Here is an 18860-nt window from a genome sequence, read left to right as displayed (position 1 = left end):
AACTTGAGAGAGATTGTTGAATTAAAATCAGTCGGAGAAAATATAACTGAACTTTCGGAAATGTTGATTAAGGTGGTGGAAGACGGAGCATCTATTGGTTTCTTACCACCTCTAAATCTGAGGGATGCAAAAGCTTATTGGGAAACCGTAAACGGGGATGGGATTTTATTATTTACAGCAAAGATAGATGGAACAATTGCCGGATCCGTTCAGTTGCATTTAAACTCTAAACAAAATGGAAGCCACCGTGCTGAAATTGCTAAATTAATGACCCATCCTGATTTTCGGCGCAAAGGGCTTGCCCGCTTGTTAATGGAAAAGGCAGAGGAACGTGCCCGGGAGGAAAACCGAACCCTGCTGGTACTGGACACAAGAGAGGGAGATCCCTCTAACCTGCTTTATCGTTCACTCGGCTACATAGAGGCTGGCCGCCGCATCCCTCAATATGCAAAGTCCTTCAATGGGGTTCTGGATGCTTCTGTCTTTTATTACAAATTAATTTAGAATGATGGAGGCAGTGCCCTTCTCTTTCTAATTTTAATTGAATTCCGCTTTCTCTTCACTTATAGATTTCTCTTTCTTAGAACATGCTATTTCCCTTCTGGTAATAAGGTTTATTTCTACTAACTGCCCAGTTTTTACTTATAATAACTACTAAACAACTTATGATTTTTTCTCAAATGGCTGTCTCAGAGTCAAACCTCTGGCAGTTAAGGAGCTCATAATAAAGTAGGGAAACCACTCTCGTGGCTTCCCCCTTATCAAACCATAAATGCCCAATTTTAGGCATACGCTTATTCATATGTTCGATCTGACAGCCGCTTATCAGCTTTTTGAGGCAACTGTTCCGTATTTTCCCCCTCCACCTGCATTCAGTGAAAGGGTACCTTCTCTCGCCCCCATGATGAGATCAGCTATTTTAACAGGTACAACCTGTTTTATGGCTTCATATGGCACTTCATGCAGGACTGCCATTTCTGTACCAAAGTGCTGAAGCAGAGTATCCAGCATTTTAGGACCTAATCCCGGAATAAATTCCAAAGGAACCTGATGTACATAAGGTGGTCTCCAACGTGGTCCCTCTTCTTTCGTTTTCAGTTCTCTGATCCGGTCAGAAACACCTTTAACTATCTTTTTCTTTCCGCAATGCTGGCATATTCCTTCATTTGGATCCATCACATGCATGCACTCCGCACAGACTGTTTTGTGATATTTCCCCAAAAGTGGATCGAGACCATAATTAGCGGCTATTTTACGCCCGCCTTCCCTTTTCAAAGCTTTCTCAAGCTCCATAAAAGTAGGTTCTTCCATTTCAATCACCTGATATTCACGGGCAATTTTCGCGAGCGAATGAGCATCTGAGTTAGTAAGAAAAGCATAAGGATGCAGCTCGCCAAGAGTATCAGCCATTGAAGTGTCGGCACTAAGTCCAAGTTCAACTCCATCTATGAGTGCCGGATCAAATACTTCTGTCAATGAACGCTGAACTCCTTTTCCAAAAAGGCTTTTAAAAGGAGTAAAAATATGAGCGGGAATAAACAATCCGCCAAGGCTTTTAACCACCTTTTGTAATTCCCTTCCTGTCACATAAATCCGCTGGGAACTTAGCTGAATATTTTTCAAATGACCGCTCAGCCATTGAGAAAAGGAACGCATTTCTTCCAGCCTTGGAAAAAAGCAAAGCACATGAATGGGTCCCTTGCAATTTTCATCATAAATTTCGAGTTCTGAACCAGGAATGATGGTTAAATCACCGTAGGCGAGCCCTCCGCCTTCATTTTCAACAATCTCCCCCGCTTCAATTAGCTGTTGCATTTCCAAAATGACCTCAGGGGAATGGCTATCGATAATTCCAATCATATTAAGACCCTTTTCATTCCGGGCATGTTTAATGATATTCGAAAAAGTAAGCGTTTTTGCTCCAGTAATTTTTACTGGCTTGCCTGATGCGGTTCGCCCGATGTGTATGTGCAAATCGGCGTAGTATTTTTTCATTTTCCAGATAACGCCTCTTGAAGCTGAAAGTACTGAACGGCGTAAATTGTTTTGGCATCATAAATTTTTTGTTCTTTTATATATTGCAATGCTTCCTCGAGAGTGATTTCTTCTAGATTCACAAACTCATCTTCATCAAGTGAAGCAGCATTTTCCTTCTTAGATAATCCCTTTGCCTGATAAACATGGACAATCTCATCTGCGAATCCGGGAGATGTATAAAAAGATACCAGCAGTTCAAGTGATTCACACTCATACCCTGTTTCTTCCTCTAACTCACGGCGAGCACAAACAGCCGGTTCTTCGCCTTTTTCAAGTTTTCCAGCAGGTATTTCAACGATCGCCCTTTCGAGCGGTTTACGATACTGTTCAACCATTACAAGTTTATTTTCATTTGTGACTGCCAGCACCGCTACGGCACCTGGATGCTTTATAATCTCACGCTTGGAGGTTTTTCCATTTGGAAGCTCAACTTCCTGAACCTCCAAGGTAACTATTTTTCCTGAAAAGATCTTTTCGGTATGAATGGTTTTTTCCTCAAGGCGGCTCATTCCTGTCACTCCTGTTCTAATCCGTTATGTTTTGCTCATACATTTTACCATACTTAGTATGGAGGGGCTGTCATGAAGGTTTATCTTCATTCAAAAGGCTTTATTATGGTCGGCAAAGGCTGGGAGATTGTACAAAAATTAAAGGAATACAATAAACATTATTCTTCCGTTTCTGAATGGATTCAATCCATTAAGGGTTAAAAGACACATCATTTGAAGTAAGCCTCCTTGTACCGTAAAATAGTGCAAAAAGGAAATGGGGCTGGCAGATGAAAAAACGTAAACTTGGAAAATCAGATTTAATGGTTAGCGAACTTGGTCTCGGCTGCATGTCGATTGGAACAGAGGAGAAAAAAGCAAAGTCGATTATTGAAGCAGCTTTAGAAGAAGGAATTAACTATTTTGATACAGCTGACTTATACGATTTTGGCGAAAATGAAAAGCTTGTCGGAGACGCATTAAAAAATGTCCGAGATAAAGTTATTATTGCCACAAAAGCAGGCAACCGCTGGAACGAGAGTCGTGAAGGGTGGTTCTGGGATCCATCCAAAGCACATATTAAAGAAGCGGTAAAAGACAGCCTAAAGCGGCTAGGTATAGAATATATTGACTTATACCAGCTTCACGGAGGAACTATGGACGATCCGATTGAGGAAACAATTGAAGCCTTTGAAGAATTAAAGTCGGAGGGTTTCATCCGCTATTATGGAATATCATCCATACGGCCAAACGTTATTAAGGAGTACATTCAAAAGTCCAGCATTGTATCAATCATGATGCAATACAGCATTTTGGACCGCCGACCTGAGGAGATTTTACCATTCATCCACGACCATGGCATTAGTGTAGTTACACGCGGACCGCTGGCCAAAGGACTGTTAAGCGATAAGATGCTTGAAAAGGCAACTTCCAAAGGATATCTTGAGTACGGGTTTGAAGACTTGAAGGAAGTCCTGCCTGTTATAAGAGAAAAAGTGGCTGGTGCCCGTTCCATGACAGAAATTGCTTTGCAGTATAATCTTGCTAATCCGGCCGTTGCATCGGTTGTTGCAGGTGCAAGCTCCACTGAGCAAATAAGGGAAAACGCAAGAGCAGTAAAAACCTCACCGCTGACTACTGAGGAATTAACTTTAATTCATTCTCTTTCCCGAGCAGATACTTATCAGGACCATCGATAAAATATATAAGAGGAGAGCCCGTGTTTTGGCTCTCCTCTTAATTTTTTGCCCAAAGCATTGCTTTTTTCTCCAACTCTTTTACAATCCCGTTTTTAAACTCAATATAAGAATCAATATCCCACGGAAACTTGGCAGCAGCCTCTTCCTTTACCTCAGCATATCGCCTTGCTTCATCCGGGAACTGTCTCAAATAATTCCGAAATACTAAGTGCCGCTTAATTTCAGGGTCCCCTTTTTCAAAACCATGCAGATGGATAAGCCTATTCCCCTTTTCATCACACTTAAAAAAATAACGTCTTCCCGCTATTCCGTATTCTTCTTTAGCTATATAACCTGACTTTTCGAATAGGTGTGTCTTTAAATCGAAATAATTTAAATTCTCAATCTCGGCGAGAATATCAATAATTGGCTTGGCACACAATTCCGGAACTGAAGTGCTTCCAATATGATAGAGATTTATTTTATAGGGAGAAAATTCCCTGCTGATCAGCTCTTTTTCTGCCTGAAATTTCTCTATCCATTCCTTATTATAAGGAACCACTTCAACCTTTCGCTTTGCCATCTATTTAAAATTTTTCCAATTCATTTGATTCTCGTTCAACAACTCTTCAAAGCTTTTATTCTTTTCACGAATCCTTCTTTCTTCCCTTTTTCGTGCTTCTTCCTCTTCTGCTTTTTTGGTTTCTGCTGCTTTTAGCTCCTGCTGCTTATCTTTTAATTGCCTTAATAAATCCTGATTGATCATATCTCCAAGCGTAACCGGCGCGTCATCCTTTTTTGTTTTTTGCTGGATGTTTTTCTTTTTTTTCATCTAACTTCCCCCTTATTTATTTGCAGTAATTATAACATTTAAAGATGAAACTATCCTTTTTGCCTTATCGCTGAAGGTTATCTATTTCCTATTTTCGCCCATCAGCTGAGTATAAAATCAATAACGAACTTTAAGACAGCTATTTTAAAAAAATATTTATGTATGTCCACTATTGTCCCTTTCAATATATACAAGCCATACATATCATTTATTAACTTTATAAAAAGGGTGGTGTTACTATGGGCTACCAAGGCGGTGGTGGAATGGGCAGCAGTTTTGCTTTGATTGTTGTTCTTTTCATTCTGTTAGTTATTATTGGGGCAACTTTCATGGGCGGCTACTAATATAGAAATAGCAGGTAGAATGGGCCTCTGAAATATAAATCACCTCACTTGGAAGCGTGTGTGAACACGCTTCTTTTTAAATCCTTGGCTCTATCCTGAATTAACTGTGTATAACTGTATTTCATTCATTTGTGTGCCAATTTTTAGGATTGACGTCTGTTAAGTTTCCCTGTTGGTTTCCACTTCCAGCGCACTCTTTCCGCTGGCGGGTTCGAGATCCTGCAAACTTCAGCGCCTAGCCCCTCGAGGTTGGCTCCAATCAATATTGGACCAAATAAAGAATGAGCTTTAACATAGCTAAATCCTTTAAAAATCCCATAAAAAAAGAAAGACGAAACTAGTAAAAGTTTCGCCTTTCTTTTTTTATTGCAATGTTAAAATGCATTCAATTTAACATTGTCGTCAACCTGAAGCTCTGCTTCTGTGGATTGAATAATGTCCTCTACTGAAAAACCTTCAGCCACTTCTACCAGCCGGAGTCCGTTTTCGGTAACATCCAAAACGGCACGATCAGTGATAATTCTGTTTACAACTCCCTTACCAGTCAAAGGAAGAGTACATTCCTTTAGGATTTTTGATTCACCCTTTTTATTCACATGCTCCATGATAACGATGATTTTTCGGGCTCCGTGCACAAGATCCATAGCGCCGCCCATACCTTTAATCATTTTACCTGGAATCATCCAGTTGGCGAGATCACCTTTTTCCGATATCTCCATTCCTCCAAGGATGGCAATATCGATATGTCCGCCTCGGATCATGGCAAATGATTCAGCACTATCAAAATATGAAGCACCTGGAATAGCAGTAACTGTTTCTTTCCCCGCATTTATTAGATCTGGATCTACTGCACTCTCTTCAGGGTATGGTCCAATTCCAAGGAGACCATTTTCCGACTGAAGCACTACTTGCTTATTCTCAGTTATGTAATTGGCAACAAGAGTTGGCATTCCAATACCCAGATTTACATAAAATCCATCTTCTATTTCTTTTTCTGCTCTAATGGCAATTTTTTCGCGAACATTGACCATCTTTATCTCTCCTTTCCCGCACTATCAAAACCTATTTTTTTACCGTTAGTCTTTCAATTCTTTTTTCCTGCTGTCCTTCAATAATAGCCTGAACATATATGCTTGGAGTGTGGATGTAATTAGGATCCAGCTCGCCAATTTCACAAAGGTTTTCGACTTCTGCAATGGTCACCTTGCCCGCTGCCGCTATCATCGGGCTGAAGTTCCTGGCAGTTTTGTTATACACAAGATTCCCCATCTTGTCGCCCTTCCAGGCACGTACAAGACTGAAATCAGCCGTTAAAGCTTCCTCAAGAAGATATTCTTTGCCGTTGAATATCCTTGTCTCTTTTCCATCAGCAATTGGCGTGCCAACTCCTGCAGGTGTATAGAAGGCTGGAATTCCCGCTCCCCCCGCCCTGATCTTCTCGGCAAGGGTTCCTTGCGGCAGGAGTTCAACCTCTAGCTCTCCTGAAAGCACCTGGCGCTCAAATTCTTTATTTTCACCAACATAGGAGCCGACCATTTTTTTTATCTGCTTGTTTTGCATCAGCAGACCAAGTCCCCACTCGTCAACACCGCAGTTATTTGAAATAACGGTTAAATCTTTTACTCCTTTCTCGACCAATGCGAGAATAAGGTTTTCTGGAATACCGCATAATCCAAATCCGCCAACCATAAGGGTTGCTCCGTCCTGGATATCTGCTACTGCTTCCTTAAAGGAAGTACAAATCTTTTTCATTCTGTTCTCTCCCCTCAAATTTCTCAGGCAAGCTCTACGATAGTTGCTACACCCTGGCCGCCGCCAATACAAAGAGTGGCCAATCCCTTTTGTGCCTGTCTGCGTTTCATTTCATGAATCAAAGTTACAAGAATACGAGCACCGCTCGCACCGATAGGATGGCCAAGTGCAATTGCCCCGCCATTAACATTGAGAATTTCCTGATTAAATTCTAGATCTCTGCCTACTGCTAGAGCCTGTGCAGCAAATGCTTCGTTTGCTTCAATTAGATCGATATCTCCAATGCTTAAGCCTGTCTTCTCAAATACCTTTCTAACGGCTTCTACCGGACCAATTCCCATTACGCTTGGATCAACCCCGGCATTTGCATTCCCTTTAATGGTAACAAGCGGGCGAACGCCAAGTTCATCGGCTTTCTTTCTGCTCATTAAAATTACAACTGCTGCTCCGTCATTAATGCCGGATGAATTACCAGCCGTTACGCTGCCCTCTTTCTTAAAAGCCGGACGCAGCCCTGCTAGTTTTTCAGCAGTTGTTCCCTTCCTCGGAAATTCATCCGTGTCAAAAATAACAGGGTCACCATTACGCTGCGGGATTTCTACAGGAATGATTTCATCCTTGAATTTTCCTTCTTCAATTGCTCTTACCGCTCTCTCCTGGCTCTGTGCGGCAAATTGGTCCTGTTCTTCCCTTGTAAGCCCATAGCGATCACAGATATTTTCTGCTGTAACACCCATATGGTAATTATTAAAAACGCAGGTTAAACCGTCTGAAGTAAGGGTGTCAATCAATTTCTGGTCACCCATTTTAAAGCCTTCTCTGGCATTTTTTATTATATATGGCGCCTGGCTCATATTTTCCATACCGCCGGCAACAATAACATCTGCGTCACCCGCAAGGATTGCCTGAGTGCCAAGGTGCACAGCCTTTAGCCCTGACCCGCAAACTTTATTAATAGTTAAGGCGGAAACGCTTTCAGAAATGCCCGCTTTTAATGATGCCTGCCTTGCCGGATTTTGGCCCAATCCTGCCTGGAGAACGTTCCCCATGATCACTTCATCAATCCATTCAGGCTTTACTCCCGATTGTTCGAGTGCGCCTTTAATTGCAGCAGCCCCCAATTCAACCGCGGAAACATTTTTCAGGCTTCCGTTAAAAGTGCCTATTGCTGTGCGGATGGCACCAACAATTACGACTTCTGTCTGTGTCATTTACATCCTCCCTTTGCTTTGTGCTACATTTTATTATTTCTAGTGAAAACGTGAAAATCCTTTTATTTTGTCAAAATTTCTATTATTCTTGATTTCTCCTAAAAAGTGCCTCTACAATGAAAATATGAATAGAGGAGGGAGAACATGCATCTTCAATTACCTGACAAAGTAACAATCATCGAGGTTGGTCCTCGGGATGGCCTTCAAAATGAAAAGGTTTTCATTCCAACAGAAATAAAAAAGCAATTTATTTCAGGGCTTCAGTCTGCGGGATTAAAAGAAATGGAACTGACGTCCTTCGTTTCGCCAAAATGGGTGCCGCAAATGAGCGACGCGGCAGAAATTGTGTCTGATTGCCTTGATCCTTCAATGCGGAGCATTGTACTGGCTCCTAACCGAAAAGGGATTGATCGGGTATACATGACTGACTGTCAATCCGTGGCTGTTTTTGTAGGCGTAAGCAATACCTTTAATAGGAAAAACATTAATAAATCAACGGATGAGAGTATGACGGAACTAACGCCAATTATCATGGAACTGAAAGAAAAGGGCTATTTTGTACGTGCATGTATTTCAACTGCATTTTACTGCCCTTATGAAGGAAAAATTGAACCTGCAGATACAATCAATCTGTGCCGCCAGTTTGTTAAAGCGGGTGTCGACGAATTGAGTGTGGCCGACACGATTGGCATGGCAGCGCCCACTGAAGCTTATTCCCTTTTTTCCATGCTGAAGGATACTTTCCCTGAAGTTCTAATGACTGCACACTTCCATGATACCAGAAAACTTGCGCTTGCCAACATTCTTGCTTCGCTTCAGGCTGGAGTAGACCGTTTTGATACTTCTGCCGGCGGACTTGGCGGGTGTCCTTTCGCTCCAGGCGCTGCCGGAAATGCAGCCACCGAAGATGTTGTTTATTTATTAGAAAGAATGGGAATCCATACAGGCGTTGATTTAACAAAGCTTGTTTCTGCCATTGATATTGTGAGACCTCATCTTACCAGAACCATTGACAGCGCTTATTACCAGCTAAATGCCCAAACTGTTTAGATTAGACGAATAACCCTGCTCCCAATCAACCATCTTATTAAATGACCACATTTGAAGGGAGATACGTTATGAGCCAAAAACGAGATAAAGGATACAGCCAAAAAGGAAAGCCCAACGCGGATACTGTAAAGAAAACAATTGCCGCGGAGGAGCTTCAAAAAGCCATTCATCCAACAAAGGGAGAAAACGCAGAGTAAATAAACTACTGTTCTATTTGGCTGAGCCGCAGATATCTGCGGCTCTTTTCATGCAGCGCAAGTCCTGTCAACCATTTCCGCTTTAGAGTGTTTTAAATTCATTTAAATGGTAAAATTAGAGAATACCGCTTTCTTTTTTGGGCTGCCTTAAAGCATAAATTTATCGTTTTCTTCTGGAGGGATTCTTTTGAGAAGGGCTTTACGTATTATATTTTCCACACTGTTTGTAATGTTTTCTTTTGGCATTTATTTTACAAACAGGATTATGTACATGCGGCGAAAAAAAGATCAAATCATTCTTGAACGCGAAAAAGAAACTGGATGGTTTAATCCGGAGCAATTTGAAGCCCTGCCAAAGCGGGATGTATTAATTTCCTCCCCCTTCGAATATTCCATTAAGGCACAATTAATCGAGCCTCATGACACCAACCGGTATATTATAATCTCCCATGGAGTAACAGAGAATAAAATTAATTCAATTAAGTATATGAATATTTTTTTAAACAGAGGCTTTAACGCCCTTATTTATGATCATCGCCGACATGGTGAATCAGGTGGAAAAACAACAAGCTACGGCCATTATGAGAAGTTTGATTTAAAAGCTGTAGTGGACTGGCTGAAAAGTGAAAAAGGGCAGGATATTTTCCTTGGTATTCACGGCGAATCTATGGGGGCTGCCACCCTGCTTTTATATGCCGGAATGCTTGAGGATGGGGCCGATTTTTATATTGCGGACTGTCCATTTTCAGATTTTAAGGAACAGTTGGCATACAGGTTAAAAAAAGAAATCAAGGTTCGGGGGGATATTTTCCTTCCGCTTGCCGACCTCTTCCTTAAATTTAGGGATAAATACTCGCTATCTGAGGTTTCACCTATCTCTGTCATTGAAAAAGTTAAACATCCTGTCCTTTTCATCCACAGCAAAAAGGACGATTTTATATTGCCTTCCATGACAGAAGAACTTTTTGAACATAAGCAAGGGCCGAAGATGCTTTTCATGCCGGAAAATGGGGCCCATGCTCAATCCTTAAGGGAAAACCGGGAAGACTACGAAAAAGCTATTGATGAGTTTTTAGAAAATTACGTGCTTTTATCAAAGCAATCAGTTGTTACAAGGTAATAAGCACAGAACCCTTCTTGTCTGGATCCGACTTGGAGGGTTTTCATTTTTTAGAAAGCTCTATACCTCCTTTCTTAACAATTAAAAGCAGCAAAGGGAGCTGCTTTTCATTTTAATTTATTTTAAATTTTTGTCCGATCAATAAGGCTCATTCGCCCGTTCAGGATTTCTCCAGGGCTTTTTAGCTGAAAGCAGTTAGAGACACCGGAAAAGTCCAGGATCATTTTTTCATCAAAAAAGACACTTCTTGATTCCTGAATATAAACAGGAATTCCGTTCGTTTGAATCTCTACTTCATCATTATCCAAATCCCTCTCCAGGGAAAGAACAGCTACCCCATTCACAGCACAGCCACATCCTTCAATATCATACAGCAGCTTTAAATAACCGCGATTTTTTGTTTTTTCTTCTATTTTTCGGGATGCCGCCTCAGTTATATTTATTTCCATTTGTTTTTCCCCTTTCCTTGCATAAGTATTTTAACACGGTGCAGGGAAATTTTATTTTCATTTGCTTTTTCCACCTCTTCCCTTTAACATTTAAAAGAGATAATGAAGAATTAAGGGGTGCTAAGATGTCAAAAGTCCAAATTAAGGTTAATGACAATGGTTCACTTCGTGTTTCTGGAGAAGTAGAACTTCTTGACGGTGAAGGCAATGTAATACAAACAAAACCAGCTTTCTCTCTATGCCGCTGCGGCCTTTCTAAAAACAAGCCATTTTGCGATGGTTCCCACAAAGGTGTTTTCCAATCAGAAGTACGCGCACAAAAAGAGGACGAATAACTAAAAATGTTTAGGCAGTTCCCTTGGGAACTGCCTTTTCCTTTTCTCCATTTATCTCCAGACCGGGTCCCTCATATCCTTAATCATGCAGCCGGGCATCAGCTATATTTTTTATAGGAATCCGATGGACCTCTCCAAAATTATCGACTATATGAAGGTTCTGCGATAGTTCATCCCAATAGTGAATTTTTCCGAGCACAAGTTCATAATTTTGGCCTCTATAATGAGTAATAGCAACTGTTTGGTTAAATTCGATGGCTTCACCAAGTACTTCGCTCATTAATTCAAGCTGCTGTTCATCCAATTCTTTTGGCTGTTCATATGAGTCTTCTTTTACCCATTCCCTTAGCATCTTTACATGCTCAGGAAGCATCATCGATGTCCATTTAATTCTTCCTCGGTCCCGGATCATCCAGTATCCCCCATTTCTGCATTACCTTTTATGCCCGCCAACAAGCTGTGCCCGCTGTTTTGCCGTTCCGGCAGAGGTATAGGAAACCGCCCGCAAGAGAGCTCCCGATCCAAATCTGTTGCGGATTCTATCCACCACGTAACCCAGTTCCCTTCTTTGGTCCCCGCGCGGATCAAACAAACTAAGCTGGATTTCACTGTCATCGATAATATTGCCGAGTGAAATGGAAATCTGCCTAACGGTTTTTCCCGAATAATTTTCATGAAATAATTCAAGACAAATGCGATATAAATCCATGGTGACGTTTGTTGGCTGAGCTACCGTCCGCGAACGGAGGAAACCTCCGCCAAATTCATCCTGGCTATAGCCAATACCTAAACTCACGGTGCGCCCGGCTTTACGATGGGAACGGGTTCTTCGGGCCACCTCCTCGCACATTTCGAGGATAACGTTTTGAATCTCCTGGGCTTCTTTGTAATCCCTTAATAAAATCTGGCTTTTTCCGAAGCTGATCTGCCCCTCAATAATCGGAGCGCCCATATCGGAAAGGTCGATTCCCCACGCATGGTAATAAAGCTGATTGCCCATGATCCCGAACTTTTTCTCCAATTTTTCCAAATCGTAACGTGCCAGCTGGCCGACAGTGAAAATCCCCATTCCGTTCAGTGTTTTTTCAACACGTCTCCCAATTCCCCACATTTCCCTAAGCGGGGAAACACTCCACAGCTTTTCCGGAACATCTTCATATGTCCATTCCGCAATGCCATGTTTCTTTGCTTCAAGATCAAGGCACAGCTTAGCCATCAGCATATTTGGCCCTATTCCTACTGCGCACGGCAATTGAAATTCACGTTCAATGTCATCCTTTATTTTCCTCGCAATAGCCCACACATCACCCCAAAGATGGAGAACTCCATCCACCTTGATAAAACTTTCATCGACACTGTATGTGTGAATAGCTTCCTTAGGAACATACCGGTTAAAAACGCGGGATATTTCGGTTGAAATCCGCAAATAGGTTCCCATCTTTGGTTCAACAATTTTAATTCGGGGATCGTTTGGGATTTCAAAGAGCCGCGAGCCCGTTTTAATTCCAAATTCCTTTTTCATCCGGGGAGAAGCAGCCAAAACGACACTTCCCTGCCTTTCATGGTTTCCAACAACAGCGAGATAACAGGTTAAAGGATCAAGTCCCTCCATAACAGCGGAACAGCTTGCGTAAAAGCTCTTCATGTCCACACATAAAATCTTTTTTTTTGGAAATTTGCTGTAATCAACCATTTTCCTTTCCTCCAGCCTGCTAAATAAGTAACGAACATCCGTTCTGTATCATTCTACCCATTATCTTAAGCGAATATGCGTTCTGTTTCAATGGAAATTTTTCCGAGAAAAGCAGAAGCGCCCGTTTAGCGACGTAAGGACAGGGGCCCACTTTAACTGAGATGAAGGAAACACGAAGTGCAAAGCGATTCGATGTTGACTTATCGTAGGGAGAAGTGGGATGGACACTAGGCGCTGGGCGCTGGAGCTAGACAATAAAATAAGATAAAAATTAAACTTTATTTCCCTTAAATAGGCTTCTTTACCATGGTGGATATTGGCGAAAAAAGAGGTATAATCAGGATTGAGGTGCGCCTAATGGAGAAAAAATTCATTTTAAAAATGATTAAAAATTGCTTTAAACAATATTATGCCGAGGCAGAAACATTGCCTCTTAACCAAGAGGATTATGAAGAACTTTACAAACGAACTCTAATAGTGATAGACGAGCATCCAGATGCAGAGCTATATGAAATCGTAAATGATTCGGTGTATGAATTTATAACAGGATGAAAAGAAAAGCGGGGGGCCGGTTAGTGAAGCAACTGCCTGAGTAAACTTTCTGAAAATCCTTCTCAGAATAAACAACTTGCAGCTTTGCGACGAGCTGAACATTAGCTTCTGTGAATAAGCTATGACGCAGGAGCACTTTGAAAGGTTCCATACTGACTTACCGACGGGAGGTGTGGGATGTACACTAGGCACCGGAGCTCGACACCAAAAAAGAACGGCTGCCTAAGGTTGAGGCAGCCGTTCTTTTTCATCCAGTAACATCAGTAGAAGAAATACTAAAATGCTTTTTCTTATTGGGGAGATTCATACAAATGGAAAGAGTAACAGAGAGAATTACTGCGATAAGTGAAAAAATAATGGAGACTGGCTGGAGAGTAAAGATATCTGCCAGGAAACCAAGAATAAGTGTGAAGATAATTTGAATAATGCCCTGCAAAAGATTTGTGACACTCATAAACCGCCCCATAAGACTGCCAGGTACCTGATTTTGCAGGAAAGTTGCAATCCCGGCATTGGCAAAGGATGCAAAAAATCCTAAAATAATAAACGCTGCCCCTGCAAAGACAAAATGGGAAGAACTATAGAACAGCAAATAACCAATCATATTAAAGAATAATCCGATTCCAATATATGATTTTAATGACAGACGGGAAGCCAGCGCAGTGCATGCAACCGAGCCTGCAAGGTAGCCCACTCCGGCCATGCTGCAAAGTATTCCGTAACTTCTGTCTGATAGATTGATTACTTTTTTAATAAAGGTTACCTCCTGTGAATCGAGAGCAAATCCAAACAGAACGGCTGCCTGAAATAGGATATAAATGAGCATAAAATAACCTGCACCTTTGGCAAATCGGCTAATTTCCACCCAGTCACCCGCAAGAAGAGAAAAATTCATTTTTTGTTTTTGGCTTTGAGCAGAATCAAGGCCAGGCAAGAAGTAAATGGCTAATGCACATAGAAAAAAGGATAAGGCATTTAAATAAATAGCCATATCAATGCTTGTAGAAAGGATTAAAACTCCAGAAAGGCCGGGACCAATTAAAATAGCGCCTGAATTGGCAAAACTGAATAAGGAGTTGAACTTTTGCCTTTTTTCAGCAGGCACCAATTTAGTTATGTAAGCAGCAGAGGCCGGACCAAAAAAGGCGGTACCGAGGTTAATAGCAAACAAAACCGCATAAACAGCCCAAACGGATGTTAAAAAAGGAATGACTGCTACAAGCACCCCTCTTATACAGTCCATTATTATCATGAGCTTCCGCTTATCAGCACGGTCAATAATACCTCCGGACCAGCTATTGGTAAACAGCATTGCAATTGGCCTAATGATAAACAAACCCGCCACTGCAGCAGCAGAACCAGTCATTTTGACAACCAATAGATTAATCGCCACTAAATAAATCCAGCTTCCTAAATTTGAGACCCCAATCCCTGTTACCAAAAGAAAGTGGTGTTTTCTGTCGTTCAAAAGTTCTCCTCCTCTCCCCTTTCGTGTATTATTCTATAGTTAACAGTAGAAACCCTTTAATATTTTCAAATAACGATTCAACATCTTAATTAAAAAGAGAGGTCCATAATGAATATTTTTGGTGAAAAGCTCGAGGGTGTTACATACAATCTAAGACCCGGCGCCTATGCCATCATTTTGGAGAATGGTAAAACGGCAGCAGTCAAAACATCAACGGGTTATTTTCTTCCTGGCGGAGGAATTGAAGAAAATGAAAATTATGAGGAATGCTTAAAAAGAGAATGCCTTGAGGAAATAGGGTTTAAAATCAATGTTTTGGACTTTGTCGGCAGAGCTAAGAAGTACTTTTATTCAACGACAAGGTTCGAATATATGGTAAGTGACGGCTATTTTTATTTTGCAGAATTAATCGGGGAACAACAGAAGCCAACGGAAGAGGACCATGAACTCGTCTGGATTAGGCGAAACGAGGCTAAGGATTTGTTTTTCCTCGAACATCAGGCCTGGGCAGTGGAAAAAGCATTCGAAGTGAATTTTAAATTCTAAAAAATAAGAGCAGGGTTGCCCCGGCTCTTATTTTTTATCGAATGCCCTCTTTCCAATCCGCTCAAACATGCGCGGAAAAAGAGCAAATACAATGCTGCCCATGTTCATCCAGCGCGGAAGATTAATCTCCCTGGTAGGGGTAAGCATCGCATCGACAACCTTCCGGGCAACATATTCCGGCTGAAGCATATACCTCTGAACATTTTTTACATATGTACCCTTCTCATCGGCAATCTCAAAAAAGTTTGTTGCTATGGGACCTGGATTGACCGCTGTTACAAACACATTAAAGTCTGAAACTTCCATTCTAAGGCTGTTTGTATAACCAAGAACCGCATGCTTGGTAGCGGAGTAAACACTCGATTTTGGTGTAGCTATTTTGCCCGCCTGCGAAGCTATATTAATAATATGCCCACTGTGGCGTTCACGCATTTCCGGAAGCACCATTTTCGTACAGGCCATCAATCCAACTACATTTACATTAAACATATTTTTAATTTCTTCCACCACAGCTTCATGCGCTTCACGAAAAATCCCAAATCCAGCATTATTTACTAAGATATCAATTGTACCCATCTCTTTTTTCACAGCTAAAAAAACATTTTCAATCATATCAGTCTGGGCAACATCGAGCTGATGGACGTAAACCCTGATCCCATGGCGAGCCTCCAGCTCCTTTTTTAGCAGCTGCAATTTATCAAGGCTTCTGGCCATGAGGGCGAGATTTGCCCCACGCTCTGCGCAGAGCCTGGCAATTTCGGCACCTATCCCACCGGAGGCGCCAGTGATCACGATATTTTTTTCCTTTAACCGTTCTGCCACAGCTTTCACCTCATCTAGCTTTAAAGAGAACAGGTCTGCTGTCCCCTATAACAATTTCTCCTATAGACTCCAAATAGTCAAGCTGAGCAACAGTTTCGGAGAGGGTCAGCCCAAGTTCACGGCGATAAACGGACGGAAATAAACGGCGGCAAATTTCGAACACGGTCATTTCTTCTTCCTCAAGCCAGCTCTTCACCTTCATTGCTCTGTCATGCTGGCGTTCCAGCCTTTTTTCAACCAGGTCAGGGAGATCTGTTACTTCCTCACCATGGCCCGTATAAACGAGCTCTATCGAATACTCCCGAAGTTTTTTTAAAGAGGCATTCAGCTGAAGCTGAGGTTTCGGCCTTTCTGTTTCACCTGGGATAGGCGGCTCCATAAGGGGATTTGGAGAGATATGGGCCAGGATAAGATCTCCGCCAATCAGCGTTCCATCACTTTCCCTTAACAGTACAATATGGCTTTGCGCATGGCCGGGCGTTTCAAGAACGGTCCATTCAGAAAGTCCTGGAATGGATTCCCCTTCCGCCAATAAACCTGTTAGGGATCTGTTACACGTGTACTTTAATGTATGCCTTATATGAGTGATGAACGGACTGAACTCCTCAGGCAAGCCAAAATCTTTGAAAAGCTTGCGATGAAAAGCCTCGTGCTCGGCATAAAAAGCGTCGGTCCTCATTATCCAGCGTTCATTGAGCCAATGACCATATACCGGCAGACTATCCGGGAAATAATCAAGCAAGCCGGCATGATCAGGATGATGATGGGTAAGAACAATTTGTTCGATATCATTCGTGCTAAGTCCCAATTCATTCAACTGATGATTTAGCGCCTCCCATGCCTCATCTGTCTTTGGTCCCGCGTCAATTAAGGTCAGACGCTCTCCCTTTACGACATAAACATTTACATCACCAACTGCAAAGGGTGTTGGGATGTTTAATTTTGCGATTCCATTTTTCCATTCTGTCATTTTTTCCATGCTCCTTAATACTATTCTCCAATAAAATTAAATCGATTATAGAATTAAGTGTACCCATTTTAGTAGCAATTGTCATTATTTTCACATAATTTATTAAATATTTAAAATATTTATTTTTTCAAATGCCCTTGACAGACATGCTAGATTTCTTGCATAATCACAATTAAAACTTTGGAATATTTAAGACTTTAAATAAAAACAGTAAAATGGCAATGACTAAGGCCAGTAAATGGAAAACGGCGAAAGAGAGTGAAGCTCAGCGGCTGAAAGGCTTCACCGTCCAATTAACCATTGAACCTACCTTAAGAGCAGTTAGGAAAACCTAAACGCGGATCCGGCGTTAACGGAACAGAGTGAGCCTTTTTGGGTTAATCCCGGATTGGTGAATGAAGGTGGTACCACGGAAGTTAGGCCTTTCGTCCTTTGCGGATGATGGGCCTTTTTATTTTTTCAAAAAAGCAGTAAAAAAGGAGGAAGATTCGATGCGAAAATTAGTGATGTTCGGTGCTGGCTCAATGGCAGAAGCTCTAATTTCAGGAATTACTGCCAGTGGTCTGGTGGAAAAGCAAAACATTTGGGTAACCAACAGAAGTGACGAAGCAAGGCTCGAACGCCTCCGCCAAGAATATAGCGTCACGGTTACCTACGATTTAACGGATCTTTTTAAGGATGCAGATGCGGTTATCCTTGCCATGAAACCAAAGGACGCGGAAGCTGGAATTCAAGGCATCAGCAGCTATCTATCAGAGCAAACATTGCTGATTTCGGTCCTGGCTGGCCTCTCGATTCAAACGATTGAAACTGTGGCTGGTAAAAAACTTTCTGTTGTAAGAGCCATGCCAAACACATCTGCGGCCATCGGAAAATCAGCAACAGGCCTGGCGTGTAATGAACGTGTTGGTTTAAAACAGGCAGAGATGGCGAGAAAGTTATTTGAAACAGTGGGACTTGCAGCTTTTGTTGAGGAAACTCAGCTTGATGCAGTGACTGGCCTATCCGGAAGCGGTCCTGCGTATATATACTATCTGGTAGAAGCAATGGAAGAAAGTGCACGGGAGATTGGTCTTGAAGGACAGCTGGCAAAGGAATTGATTGTCCAGACACTGCTTGGGGCTGCTGAAATGCTGACAAAGTCGGAGAAACCTTCACGGCAGCTGCGCCATGAAGTTACTAGTCCAGGAGGAACAACCGAAGCCGGAATAAAGGTTCTTGAAAACCATGACGTCCATAAAGCGCTAGTTAATTGCATCAAAGAAGCAACTGCCCAGTCTAGAAAAATGGGAAAAGCGATAAGTTCAGCAGTCGAGCCAAAACGGCAGACATCCTGATTCATTAAAAGGATTTCTCAGGATGCGGTCTGGGAAATCCTTATCCTTAAAAAAGTGATAGTTTGGTTTGGTCTTTTGATACCCCACTATGTATATTCTTAAAAATTAATAAACAATTCAACTATTCTTTATAGAAATAAGCTTTTTTTCTTATCATTTTACTTAAAATAAGTATTTTTTCCGTTGAATCTATCAATAGCTAGCTTGTACGGTGCGCCTAATTGAAAAATACCCCCTACAAAAATATTAAATGCACAAATCCAGCTGGTAAATGCACGATTTTAACTGTTAAATGCACGATTCCAACTGATTAATGCACGATTTCAACTTTGGGATACCCGGCCCTCTAATTACCATAATCCCCCTATACTTTTTCCTAATTATAACCAATTTATGGTATCATGTAACTGCTTAGGTTCTTAAATGTTTAGCTTTTAAAAAAAACGGGTACTTATCGCCAACTTCCAAAAACCTGGAAA

General features: G+C 41.6%; 24 protein-coding genes. 11 read left to right on the top strand and 13 right to left on the bottom strand.

All coding sequences use genetic code 11. The annotated features are described in order from the left end of the window. Positions 1–60 precede the first annotated feature (60 nt). A complete protein-coding gene (locus tag AC3WR0_RS15935; protein WP_492553313.1) occupies positions 61–504 on the top strand; it encodes a GNAT family N-acetyltransferase in 444 nt (147 codons plus the stop codon). Positions 505–825: 321 nt separating this feature from the next. Here AC3WR0_RS15935 and AC3WR0_RS15930 read toward each other — a convergent pair whose 3' ends face one another. Both AC3WR0_RS15930 and AC3WR0_RS15925 read right to left on the bottom strand, forming a co-directional pair. Next, positions 826–1995: an endonuclease Q family protein gene (locus AC3WR0_RS15930; RefSeq protein ID WP_492553236.1), complete on the bottom strand. Its 1170-nt coding sequence runs from the start codon at positions 1993–1995 to the stop codon at positions 826–828. Next, positions 1992–2546, bottom strand: a complete 555-nt coding sequence (locus AC3WR0_RS15925; protein ID WP_492553235.1) for an NUDIX hydrolase — start codon at positions 2544–2546, stop codon at positions 1992–1994. Before AC3WR0_RS15925 ends, AC3WR0_RS15930 begins: the two co-directional genes overlap by 4 nt. A gap of 72 nt (positions 2547–2618) precedes the next feature. Between AC3WR0_RS15925 and mciZ the strand changes: the two genes are divergently transcribed. Together mciZ and AC3WR0_RS15915 are read left to right on the top strand one after the other, a co-directional pair. Then, a complete protein-coding gene (gene mciZ / locus AC3WR0_RS15920; protein ID WP_492553234.1) occupies positions 2619–2747 on the top strand; it encodes a Z-ring formation inhibitor MciZ in 129 nt (42 codons plus the stop codon). A 68-nt stretch (positions 2748–2815) separates the two neighbouring features. Then, positions 2816–3724, top strand: coding sequence for an aldo/keto reductase (locus AC3WR0_RS15915; RefSeq protein ID WP_492553233.1), 909 nt, complete (start codon positions 2816–2818; stop codon positions 3722–3724). Positions 3725–3761: 37 nt separating this feature from the next. On the opposite strand, the gene AC3WR0_RS15910 is transcribed toward AC3WR0_RS15915, so the two are convergent. Beyond that, entirely contained in the window at positions 3762–4286 is a 525-nt protein-coding gene (locus AC3WR0_RS15910) for a GrpB family protein (RefSeq protein ID WP_492553232.1), read from the bottom strand. Next, positions 4287–4535, bottom strand: a complete 249-nt coding sequence (locus tag AC3WR0_RS15905) for a YqkE family protein (protein WP_492553231.1) — start codon at positions 4533–4535, stop codon at positions 4287–4289. A 239-nt stretch (positions 4536–4774) separates the two neighbouring features. Here AC3WR0_RS15905 and AC3WR0_RS15900 point away from each other — a divergent pair, with 239 nt between their 5' ends. After that, the gene (locus tag AC3WR0_RS15900) at positions 4775–4879 is read left to right on the top strand and encodes a YjcZ family sporulation protein (RefSeq protein WP_035444020.1); all 105 of its coding nucleotides are present in this window, start codon (positions 4775–4777) and stop codon (positions 4877–4879) included. 374 nt (positions 4880–5253) lie between these two features. Here the strand turns inward: AC3WR0_RS15900 and AC3WR0_RS15895 are convergent, their stop codons facing one another. Genes AC3WR0_RS15895 through AC3WR0_RS15885 form a run of 3 tightly spaced genes read right to left on the bottom strand, consistent with a single transcriptional unit; the run spans position 5254 to position 7842 of the window. Further along, positions 5254–5910: a CoA transferase subunit B gene (locus tag AC3WR0_RS15895; protein ID WP_027323736.1), complete on the bottom strand. Its 657-nt coding sequence runs from the start codon at positions 5908–5910 to the stop codon at positions 5254–5256. Positions 5911–5941: 31 nt separating this feature from the next. Further along, positions 5942–6631 (bottom strand): CoA transferase subunit A, encoded by a 690-nt coding sequence (locus AC3WR0_RS15890; RefSeq protein ID WP_492553230.1) that lies wholly within the window; start codon positions 6629–6631, stop codon positions 5942–5944. Between the two features lie 23 nt (positions 6632–6654). Further along, complete coding sequence (locus AC3WR0_RS15885; RefSeq protein WP_492553229.1) at positions 6655–7842, bottom strand: acetyl-CoA C-acetyltransferase; 1188 nt, start codon at positions 7840–7842, stop codon at positions 6655–6657. Positions 7843–7986: 144 nt separating this feature from the next. Between AC3WR0_RS15885 and AC3WR0_RS15880 the strand changes: the two genes are divergently transcribed. The 3 genes from AC3WR0_RS15880 to AC3WR0_RS15870 all read left to right on the top strand — a co-directional run bounded on the left by AC3WR0_RS15880 (position 7987) and on the right by AC3WR0_RS15870 (position 10209). Next, positions 7987–8892 (top strand): hydroxymethylglutaryl-CoA lyase, encoded by a 906-nt coding sequence (locus AC3WR0_RS15880; protein ID WP_492553228.1) that lies wholly within the window; start codon positions 7987–7989, stop codon positions 8890–8892. 68 nt (positions 8893–8960) lie between these two features. After that, complete coding sequence (locus tag AC3WR0_RS15875; protein ID WP_275940671.1) at positions 8961–9089, top strand: hypothetical protein; 129 nt, start codon at positions 8961–8963, stop codon at positions 9087–9089. A 187-nt stretch (positions 9090–9276) separates the two neighbouring features. Further along, on the top strand, positions 9277–10209 hold the full coding sequence (locus tag AC3WR0_RS15870; protein ID WP_492553227.1) for an alpha/beta hydrolase: 933 nt from the start codon (positions 9277–9279) through the stop codon (positions 10207–10209). 122 nt (positions 10210–10331) lie between these two features. On the opposite strand, the gene AC3WR0_RS15865 is transcribed toward AC3WR0_RS15870, so the two are convergent. Next, complete coding sequence (locus AC3WR0_RS15865; RefSeq protein ID WP_492553226.1) at positions 10332–10658, bottom strand: iron-sulfur cluster biosynthesis family protein; 327 nt, start codon at positions 10656–10658, stop codon at positions 10332–10334. Between the two features lie 125 nt (positions 10659–10783). On the opposite strand from AC3WR0_RS15865, the gene AC3WR0_RS15860 reads away from it, so the two are divergent. Continuing rightward, a complete protein-coding gene (locus AC3WR0_RS15860; RefSeq protein ID WP_027323730.1) occupies positions 10784–10993 on the top strand; it encodes a CDGSH iron-sulfur domain-containing protein in 210 nt (69 codons plus the stop codon). Positions 10994–11072: 79 nt separating this feature from the next. On the opposite strand, the gene AC3WR0_RS15855 is transcribed toward AC3WR0_RS15860, so the two are convergent. Further along, entirely contained in the window at positions 11073–11405 is a 333-nt protein-coding gene (locus AC3WR0_RS15855) for a YolD-like family protein (RefSeq protein ID WP_492553225.1), read from the bottom strand. Between the two features lie 21 nt (positions 11406–11426). Beyond that, positions 11427–12686: a Y-family DNA polymerase gene (locus AC3WR0_RS15850; RefSeq protein ID WP_027323728.1), complete on the bottom strand. Its 1260-nt coding sequence runs from the start codon at positions 12684–12686 to the stop codon at positions 11427–11429. Positions 12687–13043: 357 nt separating this feature from the next. On the opposite strand from AC3WR0_RS15850, the gene AC3WR0_RS15845 reads away from it, so the two are divergent. Further along, entirely contained in the window at positions 13044–13238 is a 195-nt protein-coding gene (locus AC3WR0_RS15845) for a YqzH family protein (RefSeq protein WP_492553224.1), read from the top strand. A 247-nt stretch (positions 13239–13485) separates the two neighbouring features. Here AC3WR0_RS15845 and AC3WR0_RS15840 read toward each other — a convergent pair whose 3' ends face one another. After that, on the bottom strand, positions 13486–14706 hold the full coding sequence (locus AC3WR0_RS15840) for an MFS transporter (RefSeq protein WP_492553223.1): 1221 nt from the start codon (positions 14704–14706) through the stop codon (positions 13486–13488). 108 nt (positions 14707–14814) lie between these two features. On the opposite strand from AC3WR0_RS15840, the gene AC3WR0_RS15835 reads away from it, so the two are divergent. Beyond that, positions 14815–15252 carry an NUDIX hydrolase gene (locus tag AC3WR0_RS15835; RefSeq protein WP_492553222.1) on the top strand — a complete coding sequence of 146 codons (438 nt, stop codon included), beginning with the start codon at positions 14815–14817 and terminating at the stop codon, positions 15250–15252. 27 nt (positions 15253–15279) lie between these two features. On the opposite strand, the gene AC3WR0_RS15830 is transcribed toward AC3WR0_RS15835, so the two are convergent. Together AC3WR0_RS15830 and AC3WR0_RS15825 are read right to left on the bottom strand one after the other, a co-directional pair. After that, the gene (locus tag AC3WR0_RS15830; protein ID WP_492553221.1) at positions 15280–16074 is read right to left on the bottom strand and encodes an SDR family NAD(P)-dependent oxidoreductase; all 795 of its coding nucleotides are present in this window, start codon (positions 16072–16074) and stop codon (positions 15280–15282) included. 10 nt (positions 16075–16084) lie between these two features. Continuing rightward, positions 16085–17044, bottom strand: a complete 960-nt coding sequence (locus AC3WR0_RS15825; protein ID WP_492553220.1) for an MBL fold metallo-hydrolase — start codon at positions 17042–17044, stop codon at positions 16085–16087. A gap of 491 nt (positions 17045–17535) precedes the next feature. On the opposite strand from AC3WR0_RS15825, the gene proC reads away from it, so the two are divergent. Beyond that, complete coding sequence (gene proC / locus AC3WR0_RS15820) at positions 17536–18381, top strand: pyrroline-5-carboxylate reductase (RefSeq protein ID WP_492553219.1); 846 nt, start codon at positions 17536–17538, stop codon at positions 18379–18381. The last annotated feature ends 479 nt before the right edge of the window (positions 18382–18860 follow it).

This window comes from Neobacillus sp. FW104-15D2, assembly GCF_058790155.1.
This window is presented reverse-complemented; position numbering and strand designations above follow the sequence as displayed.

What these genes read in the sequence shown, in the direction of transcription:
- AC3WR0_RS15835 (WP_492553222.1), top strand. Translation starts at nt 14,815, where the DNA reads ATGAATATTTTTGGTGAAAAGCTCGAGGGTGTTACATACAATCTAAGA.
- AC3WR0_RS15890 (WP_492553230.1), bottom strand. Translation starts at nt 6,631, where the DNA reads ATGAAAAAGATTTGTACTTCCTTTAAGGAAGCAGTAGCAGATATCCAG.
- AC3WR0_RS15930 (WP_492553236.1), bottom strand. Translation starts at nt 1,995, where the DNA reads ATGAAAAAATACTACGCCGATTTGCACATACACATCGGGCGAACCGCA.
- AC3WR0_RS15860 (WP_027323730.1), top strand. Translation starts at nt 10,784, where the DNA reads ATGTCAAAAGTCCAAATTAAGGTTAATGACAATGGTTCACTTCGTGTT.
- AC3WR0_RS15895 (WP_027323736.1), bottom strand. Translation starts at nt 5,910, where the DNA reads ATGGTCAATGTTCGCGAAAAAATTGCCATTAGAGCAGAAAAAGAAATA.
- AC3WR0_RS15885 (WP_492553229.1), bottom strand. Translation starts at nt 7,842, where the DNA reads ATGACACAGACAGAAGTCGTAATTGTTGGTGCCATCCGCACAGCAATA.
- AC3WR0_RS15915 (WP_492553233.1), top strand. Translation starts at nt 2,816, where the DNA reads ATGAAAAAACGTAAACTTGGAAAATCAGATTTAATGGTTAGCGAACTT.
- AC3WR0_RS15880 (WP_492553228.1), top strand. Translation starts at nt 7,987, where the DNA reads ATGCATCTTCAATTACCTGACAAAGTAACAATCATCGAGGTTGGTCCT.
- AC3WR0_RS15865 (WP_492553226.1), bottom strand. Translation starts at nt 10,658, where the DNA reads ATGGAAATAAATATAACTGAGGCGGCATCCCGAAAAATAGAAGAAAAA.
- AC3WR0_RS15935 (WP_492553313.1), top strand. Translation starts at nt 61, where the DNA reads ATGTTGATTAAGGTGGTGGAAGACGGAGCATCTATTGGTTTCTTACCA.
- AC3WR0_RS15910 (WP_492553232.1), bottom strand. Translation starts at nt 4,286, where the DNA reads ATGGCAAAGCGAAAGGTTGAAGTGGTTCCTTATAATAAGGAATGGATA.
- AC3WR0_RS15850 (WP_027323728.1), bottom strand. Translation starts at nt 12,686, where the DNA reads ATGGTTGATTACAGCAAATTTCCAAAAAAAAAGATTTTATGTGTGGAC.
- proC (WP_492553219.1), top strand. Translation starts at nt 17,536, where the DNA reads ATGCGAAAATTAGTGATGTTCGGTGCTGGCTCAATGGCAGAAGCTCTA.
- AC3WR0_RS15925 (WP_492553235.1), bottom strand. Translation starts at nt 2,546, where the DNA reads ATGAGCCGCCTTGAGGAAAAAACCATTCATACCGAAAAGATCTTTTCA.
- AC3WR0_RS15905 (WP_492553231.1), bottom strand. Translation starts at nt 4,535, where the DNA reads ATGAAAAAAAAGAAAAACATCCAGCAAAAAACAAAAAAGGATGACGCG.
- AC3WR0_RS15825 (WP_492553220.1), bottom strand. Translation starts at nt 17,044, where the DNA reads ATGACAGAATGGAAAAATGGAATCGCAAAATTAAACATCCCAACACCC.
- mciZ (WP_492553234.1), top strand. Translation starts at nt 2,619, where the DNA reads ATGAAGGTTTATCTTCATTCAAAAGGCTTTATTATGGTCGGCAAAGGC.
- AC3WR0_RS15900 (WP_035444020.1), top strand. Translation starts at nt 4,775, where the DNA reads ATGGGCTACCAAGGCGGTGGTGGAATGGGCAGCAGTTTTGCTTTGATT.
- AC3WR0_RS15875 (WP_275940671.1), top strand. Translation starts at nt 8,961, where the DNA reads ATGAGCCAAAAACGAGATAAAGGATACAGCCAAAAAGGAAAGCCCAAC.
- AC3WR0_RS15845 (WP_492553224.1), top strand. Translation starts at nt 13,044, where the DNA reads ATGGAGAAAAAATTCATTTTAAAAATGATTAAAAATTGCTTTAAACAA.
- AC3WR0_RS15855 (WP_492553225.1), bottom strand. Translation starts at nt 11,405, where the DNA reads ATGATCCGGGACCGAGGAAGAATTAAATGGACATCGATGATGCTTCCT.